Here is a 13,129-nt window from a genome sequence, read left to right as displayed (position 1 = left end):
ACGAATTGAGTATCAGACCTGATGAAATCAGCACGCTGATTAAACAACAGATCGAACAATATAAATCCGAAATTCAAGTCGTAGACGTCGGCACCGTAATCAATGTCGGTGACGGTATCGCCCGCGTACACGGTTTGGAAAATGCGATGCAGGGCGAATTGCTCGAATTCTCCAACGGTGTTGTCGGTATGGCTTTGAACTTGGAAGAAAGCAACGTCGGTGTCGTTATCCTTGGACCATACACGGATATCCGTGAAGGCGATCAAGTAAAACGTACGGGACGCATCATGGAAGTACCAGTCGGCGATGAGCTGCTTGGCCGCGTCGTAAACCCGCTTGGTCAGCCGCTTGACGGCAAAGGACCAATCAATACAACTCAATTCCGCGCGATTGAATCTCCAGCGCCAGGCGTTATCGACCGTAAATCGGTTCATGAGCCTATGCAAACGGGAATTAAAGCAATCGACGCGATGGTACCCGTAGGCCGCGGACAACGTGAGCTTATCATCGGTGACCGTCAAACCGGTAAAACGGCGATTGCAATTGATGCAATCATCAACCAAAAAGGCAACGGCGTAAAATGTATTTACGTTGCTGTAGGCCAAAAACAATCCACTGTTGCTAACGTTGTTGAAACGCTTCGCCGCCACGGCGCGCTTGAGTACACAATCGTTGTAACAGCTGGTGCTTCCGAGCCTGCTCCATTGCTGTTCCTAGCTCCTTACGCGGGCTGCACAATGGGTGAGTACTTCATGTACAAAGGCGAGCACGTTCTCGTTATTTATGATGATCTATCGAAACAAGCAGCAGCTTATCGTGAGCTTTCACTCTTGCTTCGCCGTCCACCGGGTCGTGAAGCATACCCAGGTGACGTATTCTACTTGCACTCCCGTTTGCTTGAGCGTGCAGCTAAGCTTAGCGACGCTAGAGGCGGCGGTTCCATGACGGCATTGCCATTCATTGAGACGCAAGCATCCGACGTATCGGCTTACATTCCTACGAACGTAATCTCGATTACGGACGGTCAAATATTCCTAGAAGCAGATCTATTCTACTCCGGTCAACGTCCAGCGGTTAACGTTGGTATCTCCGTATCCCGTGTAGGCGGATCCGCTCAAATTAAAGCGATGAAAAAGGTTGCCGGTACACTACGTCTTGACCTTGCGGCTTACCGTGAGCTTCAAGCGTTCTCGCAATTCGGTTCCGACCTTGATAAATCAACGCTTGCCCGTCTTAACCGCGGTGCACGCACAATGGAAATCCTCAAACAAGACGTTAACAAGCCGATGCCGGTTGAGAAGCAAGTTATCTCTATCTTCTCCGCGGTTAAAGGCCACTTGGATGAAATTCCAGTTGGCGATATCCTTCGCTTCGAGAAAGAGTTCCACGCGTACCTGGATTCAAACAGCCCTGAAATCGGCCAATCGATCCGTGATACGAAGGACATCGTTGCTGACAACGAGAAAGCTCTTGTTGACGCACTCAATAAATTTAAGAAAAGCTTTGCCGTAACGGCATAACAAATATATAGCCGATGCCCGTTCGCATTAGTCCGGGCTAAGGCTGCTCTTACTCCACCAACACCAGGCTTTGGAGCAGGTCCAAAGCAACAAAGGCGGGTGAAACCAAATGGCAAAAGGTATGCGCGATATTAAACGCGAAATCAAGAGTAAACAAAACACGAAGCAGATCACCAAGGCGATGGAAATGGTTGCCGCTTCCAGGCTGAGAAGAGCTCAGGAGGCTGCGCAGGCAGCTCGTCCTTATGCTGAGAAGCTTAAGGAAGTTGTAGCAAGCATCGCTGCCGGCACCAAGGATGTTAAGCATCCGATGCTGGAGAACCGACCGGTAAAGAAAACGGGTTATCTCGTAATTACGTCGGATCGTGGTCTAGCAGGCGGTTACAATGCGAATATTCTTCGTAAAGTAACGCAAACCATTCGTGAGAACCATAAATCAAGCGATGAATACGTGCTGTTCGTGATTGGACGGAAAGGCCGTGATTATTTCCGCCGTCGCAACATGCCGATCGTTGAGGAAGTTATCGGCTTGCCGGACGCTCCGACTTTCGCTGATATTAAGTCGGTGGCTTATTCCGCAGTGAAGAACTTCTCAGAGGGCTCTTACGATGAGCTATACCTCTACTACAACGAATTCGTCAATGCAATTACGCAAATCCCGACAGCCGTTCGTTTGCTGCCGCTTGAAGAAGTGGGCGGGAACACTGCTGTAACATCATATGAGTACGAGCCATCACCGGAAGGCGTGCTTGAAGTGCTGCTGCCTAAATACGCGGAAACGCTCATTTACAGCGCAGTTCTTGACGGCAAAGCGAGTGAGTTCGGCGCGCGTATGACAGCCATGGGAAGCGCAACGAAAAATGCATCGAAAATCATTAACCAATTGACGCTCACTTACAATAGAGCGCGTCAAGCTGCGATTACGCAGGAAATTTCTGAAATCGTTGCAGGGGCAAACGCCCAATCTTAATATATGCTCTGCATGGGCCAGTCGCTTGCGATAAGCTGACCGGCATGCAGTAACAAGAAGGAACCAGGAGGGAAAACCATGAAAAAAGGACATGTTGTATCCGTCATGGGTCCGGTCGTAGACTTAGAGTTCGAACGCGGCAATTTGCCGGAAATTTTGAACGCTGTCAAAATCGAGCAAAAGGGCGAAGCAGGCGGCATTGATATTAACTTGACGCTTGAAGTTGCCGTTCACCTCGGTGACAATAAGGTACGTGCCGTAGCTATGAGTACGACAGACGGTCTTGTACGCGGTATGATTGCTGTTGATACTGGCGCAGCTATTACGATTCCCGTTGGCGCGCCAACACTTGGCCGTGTATTTAACGTACTTGGCCAACCAATCGATGAAGCTGGCGATGTGACTTCAAGCATCAATCTTCCGATTCACCGTCCGGCACCTGCTTTCGACGAATTGTCCACGCAAGCGGAAATTCTCGAAACAGGAATTAAAGTAATCGATCTGCTTGCACCATACGCAAAAGGTGGTAAAATCGGTCTTTTCGGCGGCGCAGGCGTTGGTAAAACGGTTACGATCCAAGAGCTTATCAATAACATCGCACAAGAGCACGGCGGTATCTCCGTATTCGCAGGTGTTGGTGAGCGTACTCGTGAAGGTAATGACCTTTACCACGAGATGAAGGATTCCGGCGTACTAAGCAAAACAGCAATGGTATTCGGTCAAATGAATGAGCCTCCAGGCGCGCGTCAACGCGTTGCTTTGACTGGTTTGACAATGGCTGAGTATTTCCGTGATGAAGAAGGAAAAGACGTACTATTGTTCGTCGACAACATCTTCCGTTTCACGCAAGCAGGCTCCGAGGTATCGGCCCTTCTAGGCCGTATGCCTTCCGCGGTAGGTTACCAGCCAACGCTGGCAACTGAAATGGGTCAACTGCAAGAGCGTATCACGTCTACGAAAAAAGGTTCGGTTACTTCGATCCAAGCGATCTATGTACCTGCCGATGACTATACGGATCCGGCTCCTGCTACGACGTTTGCCCACTTGGACGCAACGACAAACCTGGAGCGTAAAATCTCCGAGATGGGTATCTTCCCAGCGGTTGATCCACTTGCATCTTCTTCACGTATCCTTAGCCCGTCTGTTCTGGGCGAAGAGCATTACAATGTCGCTCAAGGCGTTAAGAAAATTCTTCAACGCTACAAAGAGCTTCAAGATATTATCGCAATCCTTGGTATGGATGAGCTTAGCGAGGAAGATAAATTGACCGTGTCTCGCGCACGTAAAATTCAGCTTTTCCTATCTCAGCCGTTCCACGTTGCGGAGCCGTTCACAGGTACGAAAGGTAAATACGTTCCTGTTAAAGAATCCGTACGCAGCTTTAAAGAAATTCTCGAGGGCAAACATGACGACCTTCCGGAAGAAGCTTTCCGATATGTTGGTGTGATTGAAGAAGCCGTGGAGAAAGCCAAAACGCTAGTATAGCGAAAGGCGGGAGGAATCCACATGAGTTCTTTTTTGGTAGAGATCGTAACACCAGAGCGTAAGGTGTATGCAGAGACGGCGAATATGGTTAGCGTAACTGGTGTTGAAGGCGAGCTTGGCATACTGCCAAACCACATTCCACTAGTAACGCCGCTTCGTATCGCTCCTGTTACTATCAAACGTGATAACAATAAGGTTGATGTAATAGCGGTTAACGGAGGCTTTATCGAGGTACGCAGGGATAAGATCGTTATTCTTGCTGAGAGCGCAGAGCTTGCGACCGATATTAACATTGAACGTGCTGAAGCCGCTAAACAGCGTGCCCAGCAGCGTCTTTCTGCTAAACAGGATCAGGTTGATTTCCGTCGTGCGGAGCTTGCTTTGCAGCGTGCAATGAACCGTCTGAACATTAAGCATAAATAGACGTGTAAGACTAAAGCATCATTCACACCCTCACGGGCGTGGATGATGCTTTTTTAGTTCGGGAAGGAAGTCTCGTATAAGCCGAATTTGATGTTAGATTTTATCTAATATTCGTGTTTGCAAGTGGAATTGATGTTATATATCCAAGAAAAACAGTTATTTCGACAAAAACGCTAATATTTTGTATGAATTTCCCTATAATATATGTTAATATAGTTAACATTAGAAATGATAGAGCAAGCAGGGGGAGAGTCATATGTTTGACTGGTTAGGGATGAAGGTAGGATTTCCGCTCTGGGTATCTTGGCAATTGAACAAACAGCTGAAAACGGACGTCGAGCATAGCTTTGAAGGTATTGCTGAGACGCGAAAAGAGCTGCTCACCACATGGGCGGCCGACTATTGGACGCATTTAGACCGATTAAGCGAGCAAATGACAGCGGTGCTCAGTCAATCCGAGCAATCTACTACATCTACTGTACAGTCACAAATAGAAAGATTATTTGACCGAACATATGCTAGAGCGATTGACTTCACTGAGTTATTCTTCCTAGATGAAAATCAGACGGTAGTCAGTTCGACCTATAAGGCTCATATCGGTACTGCCTATCCGTTAGAAAGCCATCTGCAGCAAGGGCTTGCCTATACCAAAGAAACCAGCAGTCCGCGGAAATGCTTGTTCGGACCTTTCAGTGATCCGATCACATTAAAGCTGGGTGCGCGTTCGTCTTCGTTTCATGACAAAATGACATTACTGTTTATGGTGCCAATTGCATGGAATGGAAAAGTTGCAGGTACCTTATGCGGACGCGTTCCCAATGATGTGCTGGGAGATTTGATTCAAAGGGAATCTGGGCATGTGTATCCCGATTCCGGTGATAACTACTTATTTATGGCGAAGGCTGGTTTGAATACGCAGATTGCACCGGGTACTGCTCTTTCGCGGAGCCGATTTGAGGATCGTACCTTTACCCACGGAGAAAACCTGAAGGACGGAGTAACGACTGAATGGGGTGTGGTCTCCATTAAAGAACACACCGAGCTCGAAATTGTATTTACCGATCCTGCAACCGGACAACTGCATCCCGGGGTAGCGAATACCATTCGCAACGGCAATAATCTATTTGTGGAGTTTCCGGGTTATTCAGACTATAGGCATATCTCTGTTATTGGCAAAGGCGTGACTTTTCAGCTTCCATATTGTCCGGATCAATGGGGAATGATGTGCGAAGGCGATTTGGAAGAGGTCTACCGGATCCGAAGCGTCGGTTGGAGACAAAGAAAGCTTCAGCTTATCTCGATTGCGAGCTTGAGCATAATGACAGCGCTGTTAATTGTATTTATTGCAGCAAGCGCTCCCGTATGGGTGACGGCAACAGCAGCAGGCGTCTTTAATCTTCTATTCGGTTTAATCTACAGCGGAGTGTTCCAGAAGAAAGAATCAGAGCGAGTCGTAACGCATTTGCGCCGAATCAATCGTTTTATCCGCATCAATGCAGAAGGAAAAGGCGACTTGACGCAGCGGCTGACGCTGAATGAATTCGATAATGACGAGTCGAAGGAGTTAGCGAAATGGATCAATAATATGATCGACTCGTTAGAAGGCATTATGCTGCAAGTTAAGCTTGCTTCCTCAGACGTTTTATCCAGTCAGCATGTGCTGAATGAATCAGCAGCAGTGACATCGGCGTCAACCGAACGTGTGAGCGGGAAGGTAACGGACATGATCGGCAGTATCAGGCTGCAGCTTAAGGATATCGATATGGCTAAGGATGCGGCAGGCGATATGCGTACAACGTTGAACCAGCTCGAAGAACAAGCTGCAGAGCAGATAGCCGTTGCAAAATCCGAGGTTGATCGTATCGGGGAGAAGATGCAACATATCTCTCTCAAGGTGGGGGAGTCGAACCATACGATTCATAAGTTTATGGATACCGTCCAGGAGATTCAAGGCGTGCTGCACGTTATCGAAGAAATATCGGCGCAGACGAATCTGTTGGCACTCAACGCTTCCATTGAAGCTGCAAGAGTTGGCGAGCAAGGACGAGGCTTTGCTGTGGTGGCTTCGGAAATCCGCAAGCTTGCCGATATGACCAAGAAATCGACGGAAGAAGTACATGTCATTACCCGCCATATTTATGATGAGGCCAAGCAGGCCTATGCTTCTATGGATGAGGGGACAAGAGTGGTCGAGGAAGGCAATCAGCTCGTTGCCGCAGCCGCGAATACATTGTCGAATGCGCACGCTGAGGATTTGCGGAAATCGCAAGTCGTTGATGAGGTAGTCCAGTTGATGGAGAAGATCGCGCTCGTCAGCAGAGAAAATCGCAAAGTCTCCTCCGATGTGGAGAGCAAGGTGCAGGAGCTTATTTGCGAAATGACAAACGTTCGGCAAACCTCGCAAAGTGTGGAGTCGATTACGACACTCCTACAGCAACTGGTCGGTCAATTTAAACTGACGGAATCAAGAATTCGATAGTTTGGAATCAAGGAAAGCTGCATGCAGCCGTTTAGATACGGGTGTATGCAGCTTTTTGGCGTGCAGTCAGATAATGGGATGCGCGTAAAGGATTTAAAAATGCCCGATACATAATTATGCCATGGAATAGTTATCCTAAGACGGCATGCTATGAATGACTGGAAGGAGAGGGGCATATGTTCGGACCAGGCTCACAAGGCAAAAGCAAAGCAGGGAAAAAGGCGATGAAAAGCTCGCCTCGTGCAGAGAAGCATGAGAAGGAGCAGCTTGATCCTTATGAGAACAAGCCTCTCTCGCTATCGCTATCGGATAATATGGAGAGCATTAAAACGGAGCTGGGAGAAAGCCAAGATATTATTTTCCGTGAGCTGACACTTGTGGATCGAAGCCAAACAAAAGCACTTATTGTGTATGTGCAGGGTATGGTTGACGATGAACGAATGGAAGAATTCATCATTCAGCCTTTGCACAGAGAGCGATTTCCGCTCGATGAGCGGGTAGAGCCTAAAGAGCTGCTGGCAGTGATCAAGGCTAACATTTTATCCACTGGCATTGTAGTGGATATTTGCGATTGGAAGCTTTTATTCCAGAAGCTGTTCATGGGCTACGGCATTTTATTCGTCGAGGGCTCGGATCAGGCTGTTGGTGCTAATGTCATTGGTGGAGCTAGAAGAGGCATTGAGGAACCCAAAACCGAGATGGCGATTCGAGGCCCAAGGGAGGGATTTACGGAATCTATCCGGACGAATACGTCCTTGATTAGGAGGAGAATACGGAGCCCAAAGCTGTGGATGGAGCAGTGGACAATCGGGGAAATTTCGCAAACGCCGGTTAGCATTATGTACGTGAAAGGGCTAGCTGACGAGAATGTACTGAAAGATTTGCGTGAGCGGCTGGAATCTATCCGAATCGACGGTATTTTGGAGTCTGGATATATCGAAGAATTAATTGCGGATCAGAAATGGTCACCGTTCCCAACCATATTAAGCAATGAGCGCCCAGATGCGGTTGCCGGAAACTTGCTTGAGGGCAGAATTGCGATTCTAGTCGATGGCACACCGTTTGTTCTTGTTATACCGGCAATATTAAATATGTTCTTTCAAGCATCCGAGGATTATTATCAACGATTTGATATTGCGACCTTTTTAAGAATGCTGCGATTTGTATCGTTTTTGATTGCGCTGTTAATGCCATCCATTTATGTGGCTATCGTAGGCTATCATCAGGAAATGATTCCGACACAGCTGCTGTTGAAGCTGGCTGCACAAAGGGAAGGCGTACCATTTCCGGCGTATCTAGAAGCTTTTATAATGGAATTTGTATTTGAAATCCTGCGAGAAGCGGTCGTTCGAATGCCTAGCGCCGCGGGGAACACGATCTCTATTGTAGGCGGTTTAGTTATCGGCCAATCCGTGGTGGAGGCGGGCATCGTTTCGCCTGCAGTCGTTATCGTCGTTTCTTTCACCGCGATTGCCAGCTTCGTTTCGCCTACCTATAGCTTGGGTATTGCAGCGCGACTATTGAGGTTTATTCTCCTGCTTGCAGCATCCACATTAGGTTTTTATGGTATAGGCATTGTTGTGCTGATGATTATTTTGCATTTAAGCAATATTAGATCGTTCGGAATGCCGTATATTAAACCTTTTGCTCCATTCTATCTTAGAGATGTGAAGGATACGCTAGTCCGTGCGCCATTGTGGCTGATGCGAGAACGGCCGCAGAATTTGGGCAATCAGAATATAGTAAGGCAGGACATTGAACCGGAGCTTAGAAAGGAGCCAGAACAATGAGCCGCATACAAGATCGCAAGCGTCAGAACAAACCGCGTTTATTAAAATATAAGAATGTATATGTTACACGCGTTAAGATATTCTTCTATTTCTACGAGAAACGGACACCCTCCTCTTGCAGAGGACGGCGATGCCGTCTCTTCTTGTGGCGTAAAGGTTTTCTTGTGTGGACTGCGTGTATGCTCATTGTGTTAAGCGGCTGCTGGGACCTGCGGTACTTGGACAAGCTGGGTGTGGTGCTCGCGCTAGGGGTAGATGATGATCCGAGCGGTAAGCAGAAGCTGCAGTTGACCGTGCAGGTGGTTCTCCCCCAAAACGTCGCTGCTGAAAGCAAGGGCGGGTTAGGAGGTACGGCAGTAACCAGCTTTACCGAAACGGGAGATACGATATTTGAAGCCATTCGAAAAATGACGGCAAAAACATCGAGAAGGCTCTTTTTCTCGCATACACAGATGCTTGTTATCGGGGAATCAATGGCGAGAAAGGGGATATTTCCGTTAGTGGACCTGATCGAACGAAATCCAGATATCCGCACCGATATATCCGTTATCATTACCCGGGGAATGAAAGCGGAACAGCTGCTGCAATTGACGACCCAGCTGGAACCGATCCCCATTAACCAAATCCATGAAATTATTCAAGTTAACCAGGCTGCATATGGCACCAATTTCGGTGTGAAGGTCAAGCAGTTGACGAGAATGAGAGGTGAAGGAAAACAACAAGCTGTTCTTCCATCCATTCGGATTGAGGGAGATAAAGCATTAGGCCATTCGAATGAGAATGTGAATAGCATCCCGGCTGCTGCGATTCCTGTGCTGTCGACGATGGCTGTGTTTCGCGAAGGTAAATTGGTTGATTATTTAAAGCCTAAGGAGTCAAGAGGGCTGTCATGGCTTCATCACAAAATAAAAAGCACAGTAGTTAAGCTGTCCTGTCCGGAATCCGAGGGTAAGCTGATCGTTGAGGTGCAGGATTCAGCAATCAAATATAAGGTCAAACGCAATGAAGAAGGGCTTCCTATTATCAAGGTGAGCGTCCGGATAACGGGAAGCATCCAAGAAATTATGTGCCCGAATGTCGATGTGGGCGATGAGAAGGTTTTGAATGAGATTGGCATGATGACGAGTCTTGCCGTGAAGGATGAAATAGAGGAGACAATCAACAGGCTGCAGAAGAAGCTTCGTATTGATGCGCTTGGGTGGGGAAAGGAAATCTATTTGCAGGAGCCAGGCATCTGGAAACGAATGGGAAAAGATTGGGAAGCCCAATTTCCTTCTGTGAAAAGTGAAATCGAGTGCAATACGATCATACTTGGCTCAGGAATTCGTGGAGAATCTATTGTGAAGTGAGTGATCAGCATGTTGGGGCCAATCATTCTGATATTGTTCTCCATTGCTACTGGCGTTATTATCTGGAGGCATAATGGGGAAAATGGACGTTATCGCGAAAGAGGCTGGTCTTTGCTTATATTAGCCATTGGCGCTTTGTTTAGCTTGGCTGTACTGATGAATATGCCTATCCCCAATCCGACTGATTGGATCTCGGCTATACTTGCACCCATCTATAAACCGATCTTAGCATGGATTGAGGAAGGAATGTAACGCGTATGAGTAAATTTGCAGGAATCAACAATGCGGAAATTACATCAGGGCAAGCAGCGAAAATATTGATCTTGTTTGCTCTGGGCAGTGCCGCGTTAATATTGCCATCGGCCGTTACGGCAATTGCCAAGCAAGACGGATGGCTTTCAATGTTGATGGCAGGCCCGTTTAATTATTTCATATTGATTGTATATCTGGCATTGGCCGACCGTTTTCCGAACATGTCTCTTGCGCAGTATGCCGAAAAAATTGTCGGGAAATGGAGCGGAAAGGCGCTTACGTTGATCTATATTCTATTTTTTCTCCTATTAAGCGCACTGGTGCTCCGCAACATCTCGGACTTTATGAGTCTGTCCGTATTGCCGTTGACGCCGGAGTGGTTCATCGATAGTACGTTCATGCTTGTCGTTATTTATGGCGTGTTCCTTGGTATTGAGACGATCGCACGAACAGGGGAGATTTTGTTCGGCTGGGGAATGCTGGTCATCATCATCATCATTTTCTCGCTGTTTAATCAATTCGATTTCCGTAATTTCGAGCCCTTTTTATATGATGGTATCCTAAGACCGCTTAAAGGGGTATATCCGATATTAGGCTTTCCGATCGGCGAGTTTGTGTTCATAACGGCTATCCTTCCCTTAGTACGGCAGCAGGACCGTAAAAAGCTAAGAAAATCGTTGAAAATATCAGCTTTGCTAATCACGCTATTGAGCGTTTTAATTACAGTGTTTCTGGTTGGGGTAATGGGAGTATCTGAGACGAGCAGAAGTCCGTTTGCTGTGTACGATATGGCCAAAAATATTAATATCGAAGAAATATTGGTGCGCGTCGAGATATTGGTTGCCATGGTCTGGATCGGAACCGTGTTTATGAAGCTCGCGTTATGCGTATATGTATTGGCGGTGCTTACGGCTCAAATGCTGAATTTATCTACCTATCGTACACTGATCGTTCCGTATGCGTTTATAATCGTTCCGCTCTCCTTAATTGCCTATCGCAACGTCGCGCATTCCAGAGTTTTTGCCATGGGAGTGTGGACGATATACAGTCTCTTTCATGGCTTTCTACTGCCCTTATTGCTTCTTATGATAGCGATGATGAGGAAGAAAAGGGACAGCAGTGCCGGAGGCTTCCAGGAAATAAAACCGGAGAAATCCCAGGGTGTTCAGCAGTCCGATATGACAACTGAGCAGATTGGGACACCCGATCAGGAGCCAGTGAAGGCATAACTCCGTCATAGACGACAGTGGAAGCATTTGTTATAATTGTGAGGAAAATTGACCAAGCGGCAACGGTCCGTACCTAACGAATTGACGGAGGCGATTGAGTGGAAAACTACGCCAATAACTATGTCGTCGTGGCTGTTTTTATCGTGCTTGGCATCTTGCTGCCAGTTGTTGCATTGACTGTGGGCAGGCTGCTTCGACCGAATAAGCCGAATGCGCTCAAGCAAACCACCTATGAAAGCGGCAATGAGCCTGTAGGTGAAGGACAGGTCCGTTTCAACATCCGCTATTACTTATTCGCTCTAATGTTTGTCATCTTTGATGTGGAAACCGTTTTCTTATACCCGTGGGCCGTTGCATATAATAAGCTCGGCTTATTTGTGCTAGTCGAAATGTTGATTTTTGCGGGAATGCTGCTGATTGGTCTTCTATATGCCTGGAAAAAGAAGGTGCTGAAATGGAATTCAGTTTAGAGTCAATTTCAATAGAGGAACGCAAAGAACTGGAACGCAATGTATTCATGGGAACCTTGGAGCAGCTGAAAGCATGGGCAAGAAGCAATTCACTATGGCCTCTAACCTTCGGGCTGGCTTGCTGCGCAATTGAAATGATGGGGACGGGCGCGTCGCATTACGATTTGGATCGTTTCGGCGTCATGTTCCGCACTTCTCCAAGGCAGTCGGACGTCATGATTGTGGCAGGCACGGTGACTAAAAAAATGGGCCCTCTGCTCAGAAGATTGTACGATCAAATGCCTGAGCCTAAATGGGTAATTGCGATGGGCTCCTGCGCGACAGCCGGCGGTCCCTATATTAAATCCTATTCGGTCATTAAGGGCGTTGATCAAATCGTTCCGGTGGACGTGTATATACCGGGCTGCCCGCCGAACCCTGCTGCGCTGATTTACGGAATCAATAAGCTTCAGGAAAAGATCCGATACGAGGCGAAAACCGGGAAGCGGGTGACCGGACGATGAGCGAGGAGCAAGGCAAGGACGGGGAAAAGCCCGTCGTCCGCGAGACTCCTGTCGATGCGGAGCGGGAAGCGAAGCTGAAGGCTGCAGCCGAAGCTCGCGCAGCAAGAGCAGCCGCGAAGGAAAAGGCGGAAGCAGAGGCTGGGGAAGCGGCGCCAGAAGTGCCAAAGCCGCCTTCTCCAAGGCAGCCGGAGTTGGATAGACTGGCTGCCTTGTTAAAGAGCGAGGTTGCGGAATCCGCGGTTGAGGATGCGTATTTGAATGAATTGAACGGCGATATGCCTGTCTTAATCATAAATAATAGCTATTGGCGTGAAGTATCGAGGCTGTTGAAGGAACATGACGAGCTGCAGTTCAATTACCTGCGCAATGTATCAGGAGTCGACTATGAGACGCATATGGAGGTCGTCTATCATCTGTTTTCTCTTGGCACCAAGCGAGAGGCAGCGGTCAAAATCAAGACTGAACGGGAAGGGGCAGCCGTGTTCTCCGCGACGCCGGTATGGGCAACGGCTAATTGGAACGAGCGTGAAATCTATGATCTGCTTGGGATCGATTTCCCAGGACATCCGGATATGCGGCGGATCATGATGCCTGACGATTGGGTAGGGCATCCGCTGCGCAAAGATTACGAACCGATAGACCCGGAGGTGTAGGCAGCC

At 47.9% G+C, this 13,129-nt stretch carries 12 protein-coding genes; all 12 read left to right on the top strand.

Annotation, left to right across the window (positions count from 1 at the left end; genetic code table 11):
* Positions 1-5 precede the first annotated feature (5 nt).
* The 12 genes from atpA to AB4Z29_RS22340 all read left to right on the top strand — a co-directional run bounded on the left by atpA (position 6) and on the right by AB4Z29_RS22340 (position 13,123).
* A complete protein-coding gene (atpA, locus tag AB4Z29_RS22395; RefSeq protein WP_183568249.1) occupies positions 6-1,520 on the top strand; it encodes a F0F1 ATP synthase subunit alpha in 1,515 nt (504 codons plus the stop codon).
* A gap of 109 nt (positions 1,521-1,629) precedes the next feature.
* Complete coding sequence (gene atpG, locus AB4Z29_RS22390; RefSeq protein ID WP_183568252.1) at positions 1,630-2,490, top strand: ATP synthase F1 subunit gamma; 861 nt, start codon at positions 1,630-1,632, stop codon at positions 2,488-2,490.
* Between the two features lie 78 nt (positions 2,491-2,568).
* The gene (gene atpD / locus AB4Z29_RS22385; protein WP_183568255.1) at positions 2,569-3,975 is read left to right on the top strand and encodes a F0F1 ATP synthase subunit beta; all 1,407 of its coding nucleotides are present in this window, start codon (positions 2,569-2,571) and stop codon (positions 3,973-3,975) included.
* 21 nt (positions 3,976-3,996) lie between these two features.
* A complete protein-coding gene (locus AB4Z29_RS22380) occupies positions 3,997-4,398 on the top strand; it encodes a F0F1 ATP synthase subunit epsilon (RefSeq protein WP_183568258.1) in 402 nt (133 codons plus the stop codon).
* A 256-nt stretch (positions 4,399-4,654) separates the two neighbouring features.
* The gene (locus AB4Z29_RS22375; protein WP_441945206.1) at positions 4,655-6,877 is read left to right on the top strand and encodes a methyl-accepting chemotaxis protein; all 2,223 of its coding nucleotides are present in this window, start codon (positions 4,655-4,657) and stop codon (positions 6,875-6,877) included.
* Positions 6,878-7,053: 176 nt separating this feature from the next.
* Positions 7,054-8,667: a spore germination protein gene (locus AB4Z29_RS22370; RefSeq protein WP_441945205.1), complete on the top strand. Its 1,614-nt coding sequence runs from the start codon at positions 7,054-7,056 to the stop codon at positions 8,665-8,667.
* Positions 8,664-10,016 (top strand): Ger(x)C family spore germination protein, encoded by a 1,353-nt coding sequence (locus tag AB4Z29_RS22365; protein WP_441945204.1) that lies wholly within the window; start codon positions 8,664-8,666, stop codon positions 10,014-10,016. Before AB4Z29_RS22370 ends, AB4Z29_RS22365 begins: the two co-directional genes overlap by 4 nt.
* Before the next feature lie 9 nt (positions 10,017-10,025).
* Positions 10,026-10,268, top strand: a complete 243-nt coding sequence (locus AB4Z29_RS22360; RefSeq protein WP_441945203.1) for a hypothetical protein — start codon at positions 10,026-10,028, stop codon at positions 10,266-10,268.
* Positions 10,269-10,273: 5 nt separating this feature from the next.
* Entirely contained in the window at positions 10,274-11,497 is a 1,224-nt protein-coding gene (locus AB4Z29_RS22355) for a GerAB/ArcD/ProY family transporter (protein WP_441945202.1), read from the top strand.
* Between the two features lie 98 nt (positions 11,498-11,595).
* Positions 11,596-11,967: an NADH-quinone oxidoreductase subunit A gene (locus AB4Z29_RS22350; RefSeq protein WP_183568270.1), complete on the top strand. Its 372-nt coding sequence runs from the start codon at positions 11,596-11,598 to the stop codon at positions 11,965-11,967.
* Positions 11,952-12,470: a NuoB/complex I 20 kDa subunit family protein gene (locus AB4Z29_RS22345; protein WP_169084508.1), complete on the top strand. Its 519-nt coding sequence runs from the start codon at positions 11,952-11,954 to the stop codon at positions 12,468-12,470. Before AB4Z29_RS22350 ends, AB4Z29_RS22345 begins: the two co-directional genes overlap by 16 nt.
* On the top strand, positions 12,467-13,123 hold the full coding sequence (locus AB4Z29_RS22340) for an NADH-quinone oxidoreductase subunit C (protein ID WP_441945201.1): 657 nt from the start codon (positions 12,467-12,469) through the stop codon (positions 13,121-13,123). Before AB4Z29_RS22345 ends, AB4Z29_RS22340 begins: the two co-directional genes overlap by 4 nt.
* The last annotated feature ends 6 nt before the right edge of the window (positions 13,124-13,129 follow it).

Source organism: Paenibacillus sp. 2TAB23 (assembly GCF_052115165.1).
Classification (GTDB): domain Bacteria; phylum Bacillota; class Bacilli; order Paenibacillales; family Paenibacillaceae; genus Pristimantibacillus.
Note: the sequence above shows the minus strand (reverse complement) of the source record. Positions and strands in the feature narration are given on the sequence as shown.